Annotated in this window: 15 protein-coding genes; 6 read left to right on the forward strand and 9 right to left on the reverse strand. The window is 67.3% G+C overall.

From position 1 onward, the window contains the following. Positions 1–54: 54 nt before the first annotated feature. The 3 genes from ABLE94_RS17285 to ABLE94_RS17295 are packed head-to-tail and all read right to left on the reverse strand — an operon-like array spanning position 55 to position 3255. On the reverse strand, positions 55–1905 hold the full coding sequence (locus tag ABLE94_RS17285; RefSeq protein ID WP_348809387.1) for a carboxyl transferase domain-containing protein: 1851 nt from the start codon (positions 1903–1905) through the stop codon (positions 55–57). After that, a complete protein-coding gene (locus ABLE94_RS17290; protein WP_348809388.1) occupies positions 1902–2501 on the reverse strand; it encodes an RDD family protein in 600 nt (199 codons plus the stop codon). The genes ABLE94_RS17285 and ABLE94_RS17290 overlap by 4 nt, the downstream gene beginning before the upstream one ends. Continuing rightward, positions 2494–3255: a hypothetical protein gene (locus ABLE94_RS17295; protein ID WP_348809389.1), complete on the reverse strand. Its 762-nt coding sequence runs from the start codon at positions 3253–3255 to the stop codon at positions 2494–2496. Before ABLE94_RS17295 ends, ABLE94_RS17290 begins: the two co-directional genes overlap by 8 nt. Before the next feature lie 111 nt (positions 3256–3366). Here ABLE94_RS17295 and ABLE94_RS17300 point away from each other — a divergent pair, with 111 nt between their 5' ends. Beyond that, the gene (locus ABLE94_RS17300; protein WP_348809390.1) at positions 3367–3837 is read left to right on the forward strand and encodes an SRPBCC family protein; all 471 of its coding nucleotides are present in this window, start codon (positions 3367–3369) and stop codon (positions 3835–3837) included. A 79-nt stretch (positions 3838–3916) separates the two neighbouring features. Here the strand turns inward: ABLE94_RS17300 and sucD are convergent, their stop codons facing one another. Together sucD and sucC are read right to left on the reverse strand one after the other, a co-directional pair. Further along, complete coding sequence (gene sucD / locus ABLE94_RS17305) at positions 3917–4819, reverse strand: succinate--CoA ligase subunit alpha (RefSeq protein ID WP_348803052.1); 903 nt, start codon at positions 4817–4819, stop codon at positions 3917–3919. 13 nt (positions 4820–4832) lie between these two features. Continuing rightward, on the reverse strand, positions 4833–5996 hold the full coding sequence (gene sucC, locus ABLE94_RS17310) for an ADP-forming succinate--CoA ligase subunit beta (RefSeq protein WP_348803053.1): 1164 nt from the start codon (positions 5994–5996) through the stop codon (positions 4833–4835). 363 nt (positions 5997–6359) lie between these two features. Here sucC and ABLE94_RS17315 point away from each other — a divergent pair, with 363 nt between their 5' ends. Then, the gene (locus ABLE94_RS17315; protein ID WP_425476229.1) at positions 6360–7475 is read left to right on the forward strand and encodes a M23 family metallopeptidase; all 1116 of its coding nucleotides are present in this window, start codon (positions 6360–6362) and stop codon (positions 7473–7475) included. A gap of 348 nt (positions 7476–7823) precedes the next feature. Here ABLE94_RS17315 and ABLE94_RS17320 read toward each other — a convergent pair whose 3' ends face one another. Next, positions 7824–10304 (reverse strand): UvrD-helicase domain-containing protein, encoded by a 2481-nt coding sequence (locus tag ABLE94_RS17320; RefSeq protein WP_348803055.1) that lies wholly within the window; start codon positions 10302–10304, stop codon positions 7824–7826. 343 nt (positions 10305–10647) lie between these two features. On the opposite strand from ABLE94_RS17320, the gene ABLE94_RS17325 reads away from it, so the two are divergent. After that, positions 10648–12231, forward strand: a complete 1584-nt coding sequence (locus ABLE94_RS17325) for a hypothetical protein (protein WP_348809392.1) — start codon at positions 10648–10650, stop codon at positions 12229–12231. A 24-nt stretch (positions 12232–12255) separates the two neighbouring features. On the opposite strand, the gene ABLE94_RS17330 is transcribed toward ABLE94_RS17325, so the two are convergent. Continuing rightward, a complete protein-coding gene (locus tag ABLE94_RS17330) occupies positions 12256–14226 on the reverse strand; it encodes a hypothetical protein (protein WP_425476230.1) in 1971 nt (656 codons plus the stop codon). Between the two features lie 47 nt (positions 14227–14273). Here ABLE94_RS17330 and ABLE94_RS17335 point away from each other — a divergent pair, with 47 nt between their 5' ends. Together ABLE94_RS17335 and pgi are read left to right on the forward strand one after the other, a co-directional pair. Continuing rightward, positions 14274–14648 (forward strand): chorismate mutase, encoded by a 375-nt coding sequence (locus ABLE94_RS17335; RefSeq protein WP_348803059.1) that lies wholly within the window; start codon positions 14274–14276, stop codon positions 14646–14648. A 56-nt stretch (positions 14649–14704) separates the two neighbouring features. Next, positions 14705–16378: a glucose-6-phosphate isomerase gene (gene pgi, locus ABLE94_RS17340; protein WP_348803061.1), complete on the forward strand. Its 1674-nt coding sequence runs from the start codon at positions 14705–14707 to the stop codon at positions 16376–16378. A 23-nt stretch (positions 16379–16401) separates the two neighbouring features. Here pgi and ABLE94_RS17345 read toward each other — a convergent pair whose 3' ends face one another. Beyond that, on the reverse strand, positions 16402–16938 hold the full coding sequence (locus ABLE94_RS17345) for a hypothetical protein (protein ID WP_348803062.1): 537 nt from the start codon (positions 16936–16938) through the stop codon (positions 16402–16404). 18 nt (positions 16939–16956) lie between these two features. Here ABLE94_RS17345 and ABLE94_RS17350 point away from each other — a divergent pair, with 18 nt between their 5' ends. Next, on the forward strand, positions 16957–17637 hold the full coding sequence (locus ABLE94_RS17350) for a hypothetical protein (protein ID WP_348803064.1): 681 nt from the start codon (positions 16957–16959) through the stop codon (positions 17635–17637). A 5-nt stretch (positions 17638–17642) separates the two neighbouring features. Here the strand turns inward: ABLE94_RS17350 and ABLE94_RS17355 are convergent, their stop codons facing one another. Next, a complete protein-coding gene (locus ABLE94_RS17355; RefSeq protein WP_348803065.1) occupies positions 17643–18161 on the reverse strand; it encodes a hypothetical protein in 519 nt (172 codons plus the stop codon). Positions 18162–18170 lie beyond the last annotated feature (9 nt).

An 18170-nucleotide genomic window follows, 5' to 3' on the forward strand; every position in this document is an offset into this window, starting at 1 on the left:
CCCCACTCCCATCCGTTGCGCTTCGCGACCCGCGAGCCTATCAGTCCAGCAGCCTCAGTCCAGGAGTCCGTGCCGGTCGAGGTAGGTGATGAGTCCCGGCGTCAATGGCAACTCGCGCATCTGCTCGATCGTGATCCATCCGGCGTCCGCGGCGTCGTCGGCGGCGGTCACATCGGTGGTCAGCGGCGTCGCCACGAAGTCGTGGACCTCGAAGACCGCGCCCGTCCCATCCGGGATGTCGACCACCCACGCCTCGTCGAGCACCTCGATGACGATCCCGGTCTCCTCGGCTATCTCCCGGATCACCGCCTGCTGCAACGACTCTCCGGGCTCGACCTTGCCACCCGGGACCGTCCACAGACCGGCTTGCGGTTCGTGTGCACGCTGCACGAGCAGGAATCTGCCCGCGTCGTCGCGCACGATGGCACCGACCGCGGGGATTCGCCGGGCCACGGGTACTCGCGTCCGTGCCGCCGGAGACGGCTGCGCGATCCCGTCGAGTGCGGCACCGATCGCCGCCCGAATCCCGGGCATCGACGACGGGGACGGCGCGTCGACGATGGTGTCGATCACCGACCTGCGCGCCAGCTCAACCGCCAGAACATGTTGTTGTGCAGCCATTTCCGCGGCGTGCTCGATGTCTCGGTGCACGATCAGGCTCGCACCCTCCGGCGGCAGCGGCGACAACCAGGAGTCGACGGTCGCGATGCGCCGATCCGCCGGGAACAGTGACAGCGCCGCACCGCCACCACCTTGGCCGAGCAGCACCGATACCGTGGCCGCCGGCAGCGCGATCAATTCGGCTGTGCACCGAGCGATCTCACCGGCGATGCCACCCTCCTCGGCGGAGGCCGACAGCCGGGCTCCCGGGGTGTCGATGACGGTCACGACCGCAATCCGCAGGTCCCGGGCGAGGGCAAGTCCCCGTCGGACCATCCGGAGATGTTCGGGTCCGATGAACTCTCCGGTCCGCTGCCGGTCGGCGTCCTGGCCGATGACCAGTGCGGTGCGGACACCGAAGCGGCTCAGCGCCAGCACGATCGGACCATGATCCGCGATGATCACGGCGTCTTCCGGCAGGAGTTCGCGAACCCCGGGGCGCCCCGGGTGACGGGTGGCGGTGATCGCGTCCCATGCGGACAGCGGCGTGCCGAGAGCGGCGGGTCCGGTCGATGGTATCTGTTGCGGCGCAGGTGAATCTGCGGATTCCCGGATCGCCGACATCAGGATTGTCACCAGCCCCGCGAGCCGATCACGCAGCTCGTCCGCCGGCACGACGTCGTCGATCAGCCCGTGCCGCAGGAGGTTCTCCGCGCGCTGCACACCGTCGGCGATGGGTTCGCCGGTCAGTCCTTCCACCACTCGTGGGCCCAGGAACCCCACCAGCGCATCGGGTTCGGCCCAGGTGACGTGGCCGAGCGAGCCCCACGACGCGAACACTCCGCCGGTGGTCGGATGCCGGAGGTAGACCAGGTAGGGCAGCCCGGCGGCCCGATGATCGACGACGGCGCCGGTGATCGCGGCCATCTCCAGGAATGCCGGTGTGCCCTCCTGCATTCGGGTGCCACCCGAACACGGCAGGCCCACGACCGGCAGCCCGTCGGCCGTCGCCCGTCGGATGGCGGTGGCGATGCGATGGCCGGCCACCCGGCCGATCGAGCCGCCCAGGAAGGCGAATTCACTGACGATGAGCGTGACCGGTTCGCCGGCGATCTCGGCCCGGCCGGTGATCACCGACTCGTCGGTGCCGGATCTCGTGGCGGCACGGCGCAACTCGTCGGTGTCGACGTGCTGCGGGATGTCGTCGGGAGTGTCGTTCCACGCCGTCCAGGTGCCCGCGTCGACGAGGCCGTCGATCAGCTCCAGAGCACGGGAACCCTTGTGCCCATTGGTTTCCCCGGTCACCGCGAGTACATCACCCGGGTGCGTACGACGAGGTCGGCCGCCGAACGCCGCTTCCGGTCGACGGCCACCCACAGCAGCCCGACGGAGAAGAACACGCAGATCAGCGCACGGACGAAGGCGACCGACGGACGTACCCGCGGTTTTCCTTTGCGGCTGACCAGACGCAAGCCCATGACCACCGAGCCGGCGGTTCGCCCCGAGACCGCCCAGCAGGAGGTCAGATACAGCAACGACACCAGGACGAAGGCACCGACGGTGAAGAACGGGTTGGCCTCGGGCAGGGAGAAACTCTGCACGTTGTAGATCAGCCGGGCGACGACGAAACCCACATACATCCCACCCATGATGATGACGACCACCAGCACATCCACGATGGCCCCGATTCCGCGACTGACGATTCCGGCCGGTCGGTCGGTGTCGAGAATCTGGTTGGTACCGGGCTCGGAGACCGGGACGTGATGCGCATGCGACTGTCCGGCACTCGGTGTGGCGGACGACGCGGGGCGCCCCGGATGCAGTGGCGTCACCGTGGCCGGTGGCGTGGGGTCGTCCGGCTCCGGATTCGGGGATACCGAATGTGGTTGGGGTTCAGCCATTTCGGCGTTCCTCCACACTCTTGCGGCGAAGCATCCGGTTGACGAGTTCGGCGACGGCGTCGTCGGCCCGCTCGCTGGTGCCGCGTACGTCGGTCATCACGTCGGCGGTGACCGAGGTGCTCGCCTCCCGGATGATGTCGGGGAGGTCGACGCCGTCGATGATCTCGTCGGCCAGCCCGATGAGATCGATGCGGTTGATGATGGCGTCGATGTCGACGCGTGTCACCGCCCGGTCGAGGTCCACCTGGGCCACGATCGCGTCGATGTCGACGGTCTCGACGACGGCGCCGATGTCGACCTTGTCGACGATGGCCGCCACGTCGAGTCGCCCGATGAGGGCGTCGAGGTCGATACCGGCGAGCAGGGCGTCGAGATCCAGGCGCGCCAGGATCGCGTTGAGGTCGAGGCGCCCGAGCAGGGCATCGAGATCCACCTGGGCGAGGACGGCGTTGAGATCGACCGCCCCGAGGAGTTGATTGAGGTCGACGTTGTCGACGATGACCTCGGTGACGTCGACGGCCGCGGTCACCTCCTCGACGACGGTCCGGATGGTGGCACGCAGCGATGTGCGAGACGCCTCGAGGGCTGCGGCGCCGGCGCCGTCGACGACGTCGTGCGCGGTACGGCGCACCGATGCCACCGCACCACCGGCCACCGGGACCCGCTCGGCGATGTCGGCGGCGGCGGACGCGATCTGCCGCGGAATGCCCAGCACGGCGAACACGCCGGGCCGCGCGGATCCATCGTCACTCACCGACGGATTATCGCACGCGCCACGCCTCGAATCCGACGATCACCGATGACTTTTCAGCGACCCGGCGGTCATAATCGCCGACAACACCGCACCGATGACAGGAGCCCTGCCGTGGCCGATTCCTACTCCGTGACCCGCCGCACGACGATCGCCGCATCACCGTCGGAGATCTATGCGCGCATCAACGATCTGCACCGGTGGGTCGACTGGTCACCCTGGGAGGGGCTGGATCCCGAGTTGCAGCGCACCTTTTCGGGATCCGAGGCCGGGGTCGGCGCACGCTACGCGTGGTCGGGCAACCGCAAGGCCGGGGCCGGCGAGATGGAGATCATCGAGGCCACCGAACCGTCGCGCGTCGCGGTCGATGTGCGGTTCGAGAAGCCGATGAAGTCGACCAGCGTCAGTTCCTTCGACATCGTCGGCAGCGGAGCCGACGGACCCAGCGAGGTCACCTGGACGATGACCGGCAAGCACTCACTGTTCAGCCGCGTGGCCGCACCGCTCGGCTTCTTCGACAAACTCCTCGGCAAGGACTTCGAGAAGGGGTTGGCGCAGCTGAAGTCCGTCAGCGAGAACGGTTAGGCACCAGAAACACGAAAAACTCCCACCTGCACGGGAAACATTGTGTGCAAGTGGGAGTTTTGCGTGTGGGGGGTGAGGCTTACAGCGCCTCGTACAGCTCCCGGGCCAGCTTGGCGGTCTCGGACGGCGTCTTGCCGACCTTGACGCCGGCGGCCTCGAGGGCCTCCTTCTTGGCCTGCGCGGTTCCGGAGCTACCGGAGACGATGGCACCGGCGTGACCCATGGTCTTGCCCTCCGGTGCGGTGAAGCCCGCGACGTAGCCGACGACCGGCTTGGAGACGTTGGCCTGGATGTAGTCGGCGGCACGCTCCTCGGCGTCGCCGCCGATCTCGCCGATCATCACGATGACCTTGGTCTCGGGGTCCTTCTCGAAGGCCTCGATGGCGTCGATGTGGGTGGTGCCGATGACCGGGTCACCGCCGATGCCGATGGCGGTGGAGAAGCCGAGGTCACGCAGCTCGTACATCATCTGGTAGGTCAGGGTGCCGGACTTGGAGACCAGGCCGATCGGCCCCTTGCCGGTGATGTTGGCCGGGGTGATGCCGACGAGGGACTCGCCGGGGGTGATGATGCCGGGGCAGTTCGGCCCGATGATGCGGGTCTTGTTGCCCTTCTCGACGTTGTAGGCCCACGCATAGGCGCTGTCCTGCACCGGGATTCCCTCGGTGATGACGACGAGCAGCGGGATCTCGGCGTCGATGGCCTCGATGATGGCGTCCTTGGCGAACTTCGGCGGCACGAAGGCGATCGAGGTGTCGGCCCCGGTCTCCTTGATGGCCTCGGACACGCTGCCGAAGACGGGCAGCTCGAGATCCGAGCCGTCCTTGGCGGTGTGGGCGACGGTGGTGCCGGCCTTGCGCGCGTTGACACCGCCGACGATGTTGGAGCCCGCCTTGAGCATCAGTGCGGTGTGCTTGGTGCCCTCACCGCCGGTGATGCCCTGCACGATGATCTTGTTGTCTTTGTTCAGGAAGATCGACATGGCTACTCAGTCCTCACTTGCTCGCCAGTTCGGCGGCCTTGTCGGCGCCGGCGTCCATCGTTTCGGCGAGCGTCACCAGCGGGTGATTCGCATCGGCCAGGATCTTGCGGCCTTCGTCGACCTTGTTGCCGTCCAGACGGACGACCAGCGGCTTGTTGGCCTCGTCACCCAGCTTGTTCAGCGCGCCGACGATGCCGTTGGCGACCGCGTCACACGCGGTGATGCCACCGAAGACGTTCACGAACACGCTCTTGACCTGCTCGTCGTTCAGGATGACGTCGAGTCCGGCGGCCATCACCTCGGCGGAGGCACCGCCACCGATGTCGAGGAAGTTGGCGGGCTTGACGCCGTTGTGGGCCTCACCGGCGTAGGCGACGACGTCGAGGGTGGACATGACCAGTCCGGCGCCGTTGCCGATGATGCCGACCTCGCCGTCGAGCTTGACGTAGTTGAGGTCGTTCTCCTTGGCCTTGAGCTCCAGCGGATCGGTGGCGTCGCGGTCCTCGAAGGCCTCGTGGTCGGGATGCCGGAAGTCGGCGTTCGCGTCGAGGGTCACCTTGCCGTCGAGGGCGAGGATCTGATCGTCGGGGGTACGGACGAGCGGGTTGACCTCCACCAGGGTGGCGTCCTCACCGACGAAGACCTCCCAGAGCTTCTGGATGGTCACGGCCGCGGCGTCGAGCACCTCGGCGGGCAGCTTGCCCTTCTCGGCGATCTCACGGGCCAGCGCGAGATCCACACCGGTCACCGCATCGACCGGCACGCGTGCGAGTGCGTCCGGGTTCTCTTCGGCGGTCACCTCGATCTCCACGCCGCCTTCGACCGAGCACATGGCCAGGTAGGTGCGGTTGGCGCGATCGAGCAGGAAGGAGATGTAGTACTCCTCCGCGATGTCACTCGCCTCGGCGACGAGCAACTTCTTGACAACGTGGCCCTTGATATCGAGGCCCAAGATGTTTTCGGCATGCGACTGTGCGTCATCAGGGGTCGCGGCGTACTTCACGCCGCCGGCCTTGCCACGTCCACCGACCTTGACCTGAGCCTTGATCATCACAGGCTTGCCGATTTCCTCGGCGATCGCCCGCGCGTCGGCGGCAGTATCGGTCACCCGCCCGGGTGTGGTGGGAACCCCATGCTTGGCGAACAGTTCCTTCGCCTGGTATTCGAAGAGATCCATTCAGCTCACCATTTCGTAGATTTGCCCGCTGGTCTGGGTGTAACGCGGGCCATATCGGACTCTAAACCTGCCGCAGATCGGCGTTTCGGAGACCTCCTCACCTTGTGCGACAGATCACTCGGTCGGTCGCCCCGATGCCCTCGACGCCCGATCTACATCTCATCGCATTGATGCTTCGCCAGATCTCAATTCTGCAACACATCCTGTGACCCAACTCACTTTCGGTGCCGTTTCTTGTGCGCAGGGTTGGACTTGTCGCAATCATTTCGTTACCGTCGGCAGGCAGTCAGGGTCATTCAGGGGGTACAAACGCCCGCGGGACAAAGGTTTTTTCGGAGCCCTGAACTCACACAGGTAAGCGAGGTGGACGACTTGGCGGGACATGGTTTTCCAGGCGGGTCGTCTGCCGGCAGCACCATGACAGGTGGGCGCAGGCGTCTCGACGATCGATTCGACGACGTCACCGCCGATGAGATGACCACGATCATCCCGATCGACGAGTCCGACGCCGCCGATCTCGACTGGGACGTCGACACCGAGCCGGCCTCCTCGCGCCGCACCCGCCGAACCACCACCTCGGAGATCACCCAGGACATCCTCATCCCCGAGGGTGAGTTCGACGAGTACCGCCATGACGAACCGTTCGACGTCGTCGGTGCCGCCGCCGACGATTTCGACGACGACGCCGACCGCGGCGCCCTCTCCGATGAGCCGGCGTTCCGTCGCAACCCGGCGAGCGCCCCGAGTCGCTCCCGCGGCAAGCACCGCATCAGCGCGCCCCCCAAGGCCCTGCGTGGCGGTCGCGCCGCATTTGTCGCCATGGCAGCTGGCGCAGCCGTCGCCGCCGCGGTGACGCACTCCGAAGCCTCCGATGACGCCGCACCGGCCACGTCGCCGATGCCCGCGGCCGCCACCGGCGATGCCGCAGCCGCACCGGCCGTCACCGGCCCCGGGATCGCGCCGTCGACCCCCGATCAGGACATGAGCATGTACGCCGACCAACTCGTGGTCGGCAAGCAGCTCGCCGATGCCGAGGCCGCCCGCGTCGCCGCCGCGAGCAAGCCGCTGTTCGCCTCCCCGCTTCCGCTGGGGTCCTACCAGTTCACGTCGACCTACGCGATGCGCTGGGGCAGTTTCCACGCCGGCGTCGACTTCGCCGCCCCGCTGGGCACCCCGATCCACGCCGCCACCGACGGTGAGGTGATCGCGGCCGGACCGGCGTCGGGATTCGGCAACTGGATCAAGGTCAAGGCCGCCGACGGCACCGTGACCGTGTACGGGCACATGTATTCCAACGGCGTCCTCGTCCACAAGGGACAGCACGTCGTGGCCGGAGACGTGATCGGCCTGGTCGGCAACGACGGCCAGTCCACCGGCCCGCACTGCCACTTCGAGGTGTGGCTCAACGGCACCACCAAGATCGATCCGGCCCCGTGGCTCGCCTCGCACGGTGTGCGGATGGCCGCCTACACAGGCTGACGGCAGCACCACCCCCGCATCACTGACAGCGCCCTCTGCACCACTGACAGCGCTCTCTACCGCGTTGACAGCGCCCTCCGCACCACTGACAGCGCTCTGGTTTCCGTTGACAGCGCCCTCATTTCCGTTGACAGCGCTCTGGTTTCCGTTGACAGCGCTCTGAATTCCGAGCAGGGCGCTGCCAACGTCCTGTAGAGCGCCGTCAACGTCGAAGCGAGCGCTGTCAACGTCGAGCAGAGCGCCGTCAACGTCCAGCAGAGCGCTGTCAACGTCCTGTAGAGCGCTGTCAACGCAAAACCGAGCGCCGTCAACGGAATTCAGAGCGCTGTCAACATCGCGCGGTCGCGGCTACAGCTTCTCCCCCGGTATCCCACCGATGGTCAGCAGGGTCATCCGTCCGGTATTGCCGCCGTAGTCGATGACGACACGCTCGGTGGCGCCACTGCCCTCCTTGGCGACCACTTTGCCCATCCCGTACTTGGGATGATTGTGCCGGTCGCCCACCTCGAGGTGAATCTGCTTGTTACGCCCACGATTCGGGTCCGCGGAGAACGACGACCGGCCCAGGCCACTGCGCCCCTCATCCCGGCCGAACACGCCGCCGGAGGAGCCGAAACCACGGCCGCCCCGCTTCTTCTCGGTCTTGCGCCAATCCACCAGGTGCTGCGGAATCTCTTGCAGGAAGCGCGATTCCGGATTGGACACCGGCTGGCCCCAGGACGCCCGGGTGAGCGCACGACTCAGGTACAGCCGCTCCTTGGCGCGGGTGATCCCCACATACGCCAGGCGGCGCTCCTCGCTGAGTTCGTCCGGGTCGCCGAGGGCCCGCAGATGCGGGAAATGCCCGTCCTCCCAACCGGTCACGAAGACCACCGGGAACTCGAGGCCCTTCGCGGTGTGCAGCGTCATCAGGGTGACCACGCCCTCACCCTCGTCGGGGACCTGATCGGCGTCGGCGACCAACGACACCCGCTCCAGGAACGCCGCGAGCGATCCGGGCGCGGGCTCCCCCTCCCGTAGCTGCGCGCGCTCGGAGTCGTCATCATCGTTGAGCTCGTCCGCCTCCGCGGCATCGCGACTGAATTCGATTGCCACCGAGATCAATTCGTTGAGATTGTCGAGCCGGGCCGCATCCTGCGGATCGTTCGAACCCTCCAGCTCGGTGCGGTATCCGCTCCGATCGATGATCGCGTCCACCAGCTCGCCGATGTCGGCTCCGTCGCCGGTCGCGTCGACGACGGCGGCGTCCGGGTCACCCGACTCGGCGTCACCGAAGGTGGTGAGGAAGTCGTTGCGCAGCCCCTCGATGAGGTCGACGAACCCACCGATCTGCTTGACCGCACGGGTGTTGAGCAGCGGAACCCCGCCCTGGGCGCCCTCGATGAGTGCCTGATAGAAGGAGATCCCCCGGTTCTCCGAATGCACCGCCACGCAGGCCTCGGCGCGATCGCCGATCCCGCGACGCGGCGTGTTGAGGATGCGGCGCAGACTCACCGAGTCCTCCGGGTTGGCCACCACGCGCAGGTAGGCGACGACATCGCGCACCTCCTTGCGCTCGTAGAACTTCGTGCCACCGACCACCTTGTACGGGATGCCGTGGCGGACGAACACCTCTTCCAAGGCGCGGGAGCCGGTGTTGGTGCGGTAGAAGACGGCGATGTCGGAGTAGGTGTTGGACTGCGCACCACCGATGGTGTGGTCGGTGAGACGCTCGATCTCGGTGGCGATGAACATCGCCTCCTCACGATCGGACTCTGCCACATAGCCGACAATCAGTTCACCGTCACCCGAGTCGGTCCACAGTCGCTTGTCACGACGGTTCGGATTCTGCGCGATGACCGCGTTGGCCGCCGACAGGATCGTCTGCGTCGATCGGTAATTCTGTTCCAGCAGAATCGTTTCGGCGTTGGGGAAGTCACGCTCGAATTCGACGATGTTGCGGATGGTGGCACCACGGAAGGCGTAGATGGACTGATCGGCGTCACCCACCACACACAACTCCGACGGCCCCACCGCCGACTCGTCGTCGTCACGCCCGACCAACTCCCGGACCAACACGTACTGTGCGTGGTTGGTGTCCTGATACTCATCGACCAGTATGTGCCGGAATCGACGACGGTAGTACTCGGCAACCGACGGGTGACTCTGCAGCAGTGCCACCGTCTCGCCGATGAGGTCGTCGAAGTCGAAGGCGTTGGCGGTCTGCAGGCGCCGCTGGTACTCCGCGTAGATCTCGGCGATCGTGCGCGCGGTCGGCTCCTCCCCCGCTGCGGCGTGCGCGTCGTCGGGGGCGATCAACTCGTTCTTCAGATTCGAGATGCTCACCGCCACCCCGCGGGGACTGAATTTCTTCGGATCCAGATCGAGATCGCGGATGATCATCCCGAGCAGGCGCTTGGAATCATCGGAGTCATAGATGGAGAAGTTGGAGTTGCGATTCTCCAGCAGTCCGGACTGCGCGCGCAGGATGCGCACACAGGTGGAGTGGAATGTCGAGACCCACATGTAGGCGGCGCGCGGTCCGACCAGATCGATCACCCGCTCGCGCATCTCGGCGGCGGCCTTGTTGGTGAAGGTGATCGCCAGGACCTGTCCCGGCGTGACGTCACGAGCCGCGAGCAGGTAGGCGATGCGGCGGGTGAGCACCGCGGTCTTGCCCGAACCGGCACCGGCCACGATGAGCAGTGGCGGGCCGCTGTGCAGGACCGCGGCCCGCTGCTGCGGGTTGAGCCCGTCGAGCAGACGGGCAACACGGTCGTCGGCCGCCGCACCCGCGGAATCGGGCCGGCCGGGAACGACTCGGGCGGGGGGAACAGAGCTGGTGGTCATCGGTAGTTCAGGCTACTCCGGGGCTCCGACAGGACTCGCGGGGGCGAAATCGTCGCGATCCCGCCGATTCGCCATGCGGCAAACCGGGCATCGGTCGGTGCGGATACGATGACGGAGCACCGCGGGGGGCGTCGATGCGAGATCGGTCACCTTCTGCCACCGCCAGGGAGGAACGAGCAGGAATGTGGTCGCATCCGGATCCACCCGTTACCGGGCCGCGGCCGTCATTCGGTCGTCGCATGCCGAGTGCCGGTGACGCCTCACTCGTGCTTGACTCCACCCGAATGACTCAGGATGGTCCACCCGTCCGCCGGCCGATGCCGACTGCGCAGGGAAGCGAGCTATGAACACCTCGAAGATCACTGGCCTGGTACTCGCCGCCGTCGGCGCAGTCGCCGTCATCATCGCGCTCATCTTGTCGTTCATCCCGTGGGGTATCGAGGGCTCCGGCGGGCCGACCGCAGCATTCGCGGCACAGAACGACCTGGACGACACCGCGTTCCAGTACGGCACCAGCCCGGGAGCCAAGTACAGCGGTTCGCTGACACGGACCTACTCCGACGGCGACGTCGTCAAGGTGGAGTTCACCGATCTGATCGTCACGCTGTCGGAGAACGCCAGCGGGACGATCACGGTCAACAATCAGCAGGCCGAGTACACCCAGATCGGCAACTATTACTTCGCCAAGGGGCCGACGGCCTTCTGGAACGGCATCCTCACCGAGCAGCAGAAGGAGAATCTCGACCTCGGTCCGGTGGACAACAAGTGGGCCAGCGCCGAGGCCGCGTTGCCGAAGCTGGGATACGTGCTGTCGCCGAACATCCTGGCCGGGCGTCTCAACGCCGACCTCGTCGACGCCCCCGACCTCGGCGCACAACTGTCGACGCCGAACAAGGACACCCCGGACGCGCGGTTCTGGCCGACCTCCGATCCGCCGATCACCGCCATCGGTGACAACCAGGTGAAGACCGGCGAGTGGACCATCACCTTCGATCCGTCGACCAAGGCCATCACCCACATCAAGGGCTCCTACAAGGTCGAATCGACGACCACCGCCATCGACGCCGATGTGACGCCGTTGCCGTTCGCCGAGGTGTCGTCGGTGTTCACCGAGCAGCATTCCCTGGTCGCCGATCTGACGTCGGTGCCCATTCCGGGCCTGCAGATCGACGACGTGCCCGGCGGTCAGGCCGGTCAGGTGGGCTGGAAGCAGACCGGTGGCTGCACCACCGCCGCATGCGGATACGACTTCACCGTCGGCGGTACCCCGGCGGCGGGCTCCGACGGCCGGCCGGGCCACGTCAATTACGGGTTGAAGGTCAACTTCATCGTCAACGATCTTCCGGCCGGCGCGCTCGGCGGCACCTGCTCGCCGGTGGTCCGCACCGACTTCGACCGCACCGCGGGGACCCGATGCACGGCCACCAATCTCGGCAGCGGCGACGGCAGCATCAAACCCAACGTCACCTACACCTACCTGCCGTTCCTCGACTACACCGCCGACCGGCTCAACTCCTACATCGACGACAACAGCACCGCCACCCAGCGCCAGTTCACGATGATGCGCACCGGTTCGAAGAAGCCCGACGCCGCGAATTACGGCTTCAGCGTCACCGCACTGCCGAGCAGCTACGCCGTCAAGGCCGGCGACTACCTGTTCGACGGATACGGCCCGGCGGGCGACTATCTGGTGTCGTTCGCCGAGGGATATGCCCAGCACGTCACCGGAACGACCTTCGATCCGAGTTGGCCGGGTACGCAGACGTTGCGTGATCAGATGCGTCAGCAGATCCAGGCCGTCGGCGACAACGGGAGCATCGCGTATTACGCGGCGGAGCAGTCGACCACCGATGCTCTCAAGGCGATGGTGGCCGAGGCCGGGTACGGCGACAAGATCTTCGTCTTCTACAGCGAGCCGGAGGACTGACCGGCACGCCTACTGACCCGACTCCTATTGCCCCAGCAACCGGGCGTCGACGACCTCACCGACCCGCCCGTCGCCGGTGTGCAACGCCAGCCCCGGGGTGATCGGTGTGATCGCGACGGCAGTGCCCCGTCCGTCGAGCTGGACGTAGACGACGTGCAGGCCGGCCTGGACGGGGACCCGCACCGCCGGGCCGCCCTGCAGTGACAACTCGACCGTGCCCGCCGCGTTGGCGCAGTAGCCGAGCGCGACGGTCCAGCGCCATTGGATGAGCGGGCCGTCGAGTTGCAGGCGGTCGGCACCGGTGAGCTCCGGGCGGGCGCAGGTCCCCGACCCGGCGGCGAAGGTGCGTCGCGGGGTGACCGCGCCGGGCGTGAGGTTTCCCGCGGCGTCGAGTACCGAGAGCTTGTCGGTCCACGAGCCGAAATCCGGGCGGTCGGTCAGCCGCCCGAACGTCGCACTGATCTGGTTGTACGGATAGGCAACGGGCAGAAGCACTTCCAGCGGTAGCGCCTGATCGAACATCGGATGGTTGCGGTTGGCCGCGAGCGATTTCTTCGCGTTGGCCAGGTAGGGACCGGTCGGGTCGTCGCTCCACGACGACTGGTACGACGCCGTCGAGATGAGCGAGGACGCGACGGCCAGCGCAGCGAGTACGCCCACTCCGACCGCCAGGATCGGTCCCCGCTCGGAGTGCCGATCCCGATCGCGGTCGGTCGCCGTCGCCTCGTGTCGGTGCCGACGGGTCGACCGGGCCGGCGCCGCGATCACCAGGGCCAGGGCGGCGACGATCACCAGCGCCGAGTCCGGCAGGTACCGCATCGTCTGGGCCAGTTCGAGGGCGGTGTTGGCCGAGGACCGGTTCCACATCACCGGCACCTGCGCGATCGCCACGTAGAGCGCGGCACACACGAGCACGGCGATCACGCCGCGCCGGGTCAGCACCGCCCACGCGACGAACGCGGCCACCACGACCCAGCCGGCCACAATCATCCACACCGCCGAAAATCCCATCGGCGGGCTGGGGATCCACCGTTCCCAGTCCCACGGCCCACCGACCAGAGACGGGACGACGGCATGGTTGATCGAACGCCAGACCAGTTGGGCAGTCTGGGAGAGGGAGTGCGCGCCGGCGGTGGCATCCGACACCGAGAAGAACAGCAGCACCCACGCCACGAAGATCGCGCCGAGAGCGGCCCACAGCGCGCGGGCCCGGACGACCGCGATCCCGAGCGGCCCCAGGTGGGTGTCGCGATCCGGTTCGTCGTCGGGCGTCGTGGGTGGTGAGGTCGGCGGCGGCGAGGTCGGCGAAGCGAACCGGGTGACCAGCACCGCGACCACCAACGCCACCGGCGGGATGTACAGCGATTTCTCGAAGAACGCCAACGCGACGACGAAGATCACCGCGGAGCGGATGACGATCAGTCGTCGTCGACGCGGTGTCGGATCGTCGCGCACCGCGATCACCGCGTCGGCGATGATCCACGCCATCGCCGCCTGGAACGGCAGCGAATTGAGGCCGGCCGACCACCAGATGAAGGCCGGCACGGTCATCGGGGTGAACAGGTAGAACACCAACGCGCCCAACCCCGCCAGGTCGCGTGCGACATCGCGCGGTCCGCCGACGGGTGCGAGCAGCACCCGGATCATGCGCCACACCGCCAGCGATGCGAGTGCCTGGAAGATCACCAGGGTGAGCGCCGGCGCCATCCACTGCACCGGCGCCAGGACCGTGGAGACCCCGGCGACCAGGAAGGCCGCGGGCATGAAGTGACCGTCGTGACTGTTGCCGAGGAACTCCCACGACAGGATCGGCATGGTCGAGGCGCGCCCGATGAGGATCAGGTCGTCCCAGTAGAAGTTCCCCGTCGCGACCAGCCAGCCGCGCACCACGAGCTGCGCAATGATCAGTGTGAACGCGGCGGGCATCACCAGGGCGGCCAACCGCGCAGTGGTGGCAGGTGCGGGGGCGGACGACGACGTCACGGCACTCGGCATGGCGACCAGTGTCCCTGCCGTGGCGAGCGCGTGGCAAAATCGGCACGATGACCGACCCCAGCAGCCAGCCGTCGCCCGGAGCGCGGGTGCCCGGAGCCCCGTCGACCGGCACGGGCGCATCGTTCGCCGATTCGATCGACCTGTCGTACTACGAGCTGTCCGCCGATGTCGCCGAACTCTCCGACGACATCGATGTGCTGCGGGGCGAGATCGATCGTCTCGACGCGATCATCCTGGCCGCGGTCAAACGTCGCTCGGCGGTGTCGAAGAAGATCGGCGCCGCGCGGATGGCCTCCGGCGGACCGCGTCTGGTGCACAGTCGCGAGGTCAAGGTCCTCGACCGGTTCGCCGAACTCGGCCAGGAGGGACACACCCTCGCCATGCTGTTGTTGCGCCTTGGACGGGGCCCGCTCGGCCGCTGAGGACTCCTGGCCGGGAGGTGTCGCGGGGCACGCCATCAGCACATAGGGTGGTGTCCATGAGTGACCTCGATGGCACCGAGCACGACATCACCGCTACCCTGTCCTGGCAGGCCCTGACCGCACATCAGGATCACATCGCATCCATGCATCTGCGGGAGGTGTTCGCCGCCGACCCGGATCGCGGTCGCGAACTCGTCGTCGACGTCGGCGATCTGCACATCGACTACTCCAAGCATCGCGTGCTGCGTGAGACGCTGGAACTGCTGTTCAGCCTCGCCCGCGACGCCGGCCTCGAGGACAAGCGCGACGACATGTTCGCCGGCGTCCACATCAACACCTCCGAGGACCGCGCGGTCCTGCACACCGCTCTGCGCCTGCCCGCAGATGCCGAACTCGTCGTCGACGGCCAGAACGTCGTCGCCGACGTCCACGAGGTCCTCGACGCGATGGGCGCCTTCACCGACACACTGCGCAGCGGAGAATGGAAGGGCCACACCGGAAAAGCGATCACCGACGTCGTCAACATCGGCATCGGCGGCTCCGATCTGGGCCCGGTGATGGTGTATCAGGCGTTGCGGCACTACGTGGATTCGCCGATCCGCTGCCATTTCGTGTCCAACGTCGACCCCGCCGACATGGTCGCCACCCTCGACGGCCTCGACGCCGAGACCACCCTGTTCATCGTGGCGTCGAAGACCTTCAGCACGCTGGAGACGCTGACCAACGCGGCCGCGGCCAAGCGGTGGCTGCTCGAGGCGCTCGGCGCCGGCGAGGCTGCGGTCGCGAAACACTTTGTGGCCGTGAGCACCAACGCCGATCGGGTGTCGGCCTTCGGTATCGACACGGTCAACATGTTCGGCTTCTGGGATTGGGTCGGCGGCCGGTATTCGGTCGACTCGGCGATCGGACTGTCAGTGATGGCGGCCATCGGCAAGGACCGATTCGGCGAGTTCCTGCACGGCTTCCACCTGGTGGACGAACACTTCCGCACCCAGCCGCTCGAGCAGAACGCCCCGGTCATCCTCGGCCTGATCGGCTTGTGGTACTCCAACTTCTGGGATGCCCAGTCACGGGTGGTGCTGCCCTACTCCAATGACATGGCGCGATTCGCGGCGTATCTGCAGCAGTTGACGATGGAGTCCAACGGCAAATCGGTGACCGCACACGGCCATCACGTCACCGCCGACACCGGCGAGGTGTTCTGGGGTGAGCCGGGCACCAACGGTCAGCACGCGTTTTATCAACTGCTGCACCAGGGTACGCGGATGATCCCGGCCGACTTCATCGGATTCGCCGATCCCACAGACGATCTGCCGACCTCCGACGGCACCGGTTCGATGCACGACCTGCTGATGAGCAACTACTTCGCGCAGACCAAGGTGCTCGCGTTCGGCAAGACCGCCGACGAGATCGCCGCCGAGGGTGTCGATCCAGAAGTGGTGCCGCACAAGGTGATGCCGGGAAGCCGGCCGTCGACGTCGATCATGGCGCCGACGCTGACGCCGTCGGTGATCGGCCAGTTGGTCGCCCTGTACGAGCACCAGGTGTTCGTCGAGGGCGCCATCTGGGGGATCAACCCCTTCGACCAGTGGGGTGTGGAACTCGGCAAGACCCAGGCAATGGAACTCCTGGGCGTGATCACCGAGACCGATGCGCCTGCGGCACTGGATGATTCGTCGACCGACGAGCTGGTGCGCTGGTACCGCACGCATCGGGGCCGGAAGGCTTGAGACGCTCGCCGCTCCCGCCCGGTTCAGTCCCAGCGAGCCGAATCGAAGACCTCGTCGGGAATGACGTCACCGGGTTGCAGATCGAGGGCCTCGATCCGCGCCATCAGGGCGGCGCACGAGGCGATGTGGGAGATCAGGTCGGCGGGTTCGGCAGCACGTTCGGCCGGATCACCACCGATGAACTCGGGGACGGTGGGCGGGACGCACTGACCCAGCGCGAGATTCTCGACACCGGTGGCCGCACGCCACGCATCGAAACTCTCACCGTCCACCGCTTCGGCGATGTCACCGTCGGCGATCGCGGCCAGCACCTCGTCGACGGTGGCCAGCGGCCCCGAACTCCCGCTGGAGGCGTCGAATCCGACGACGGTGTTGGCGTCGAGTGTCTCGTCGTCGGCAAGGGTGAAGTAGACGATGCCGCGCCAGTCGGCGGCGAAGGCGGCGAGGTCCTCGCGCCCGAAGACATCGCGCAGCAATTCGTTCACGGCCCCGGTCACCTCCGACGAACCGAAGACCGCAAACACCCCGTGGGCCACCACCTGGCTCGTCGTATTCGACACATCGGCTACCTTACGCAGGTGACATCGTCTGCGCCGTCCCCTTCCCGGGGGTGCTCACGCATCCTCGGCACGGCACTGGCCGCTGCCGCGCTCGCCGCGACCGCGACCGCCTGCTCGTCGTCGACCCCCTCGTCGGCGCCGGGCACATCGTCGTTCCCGACATCGGTGCCGGTGTCGGTTCCGCCCGGTGCCCCCGCCCGTACCGGGCCCGGCACGACGCTGGACTTCGGCGACTCCGCGGTGCTTCCCGTCAACGCCTTCGCACCGTCCGGGGCGACCGCGATGTACACGGTCACCGGGATCACGCCCGGTGAGGGCGTCCCGGACACCTCGACCCAGGGCGGTAAGGCGTACTTCGTCTACCTCACCGTCACGTCGCTGGCGTCACGTCCGTCGCCCGCTCCCGGGGTCGTCGGGTTCGCCGGCAGCCCGGACGGCCATACCGCCGCGCTGACGCTGCCGCCACCCGTGCCGTTGACGGCATGCGCCAACCCGGAACCGCCGGAGACGATGAAGCGTGGCGACTCGTATGCCACCTGCCTGGTCGCCTACGCCGACTCCGACCAGCAACTGACGAGTGTCATCTACTGGGCCGACACCACCAGCGATGAGGGCTTCGACTTCAAGTCCTCGCCGGTGCTGTGGGGGACGCCGGTCGTCCCGTCGGGCAGTTCGACGGCCTCGTCGGCGCCTGCCTGAGTCGCTCAGTCGTCGATTCCGAGCACTACGACGTCGCCGGTCGCCGGCAGTAGATACGCCGTCGCCCGCCAGTCGTCACCGGTGAACGCCGCGTCGACCCCCGGTCCGCCGAGCACTTCTCCGGCCGGGAGGTCGGCGGCCAGTTCGGCCCGCAGCTGCGGTGCCGCGACCGGGACCGCGTGGTGCGTGTCGGCCAGCGCGGCAACGCGATCCGCACCGAGGTGCACCACCGCCTGTATCCAGTACGTCGACGGCCCCGGCGGCGACAGCCGGTCACCACCGCCGGGCAGGCCCCAGGTGATCCATGACGCCGAGCTCGCGCCGTCCAGTGCCGGGAACCGCGCAAGGAGCGGGCCCAGGTCGGTGCGGACCGGCAGCGCGGACGCAGATGTGGCGGCCGACGTGGTTGCCACGTGGGTGGCCGAGGTCCGCGGGACCGGTGGGCTCGCCGGTGTGCATGCGCTGCCGACCACCAGGACGATCAGCACGCCACCGGCCACCGCCCATGACCGGCGCCTGCACATCACGCGAAC

The sequence above is a fragment of the Gordonia sp. VNK1 genome, from assembly GCF_040049135.1.
Classification (GTDB): domain Bacteria; phylum Actinomycetota; class Actinomycetes; order Mycobacteriales; family Mycobacteriaceae; genus Gordonia; species Gordonia oleivorans.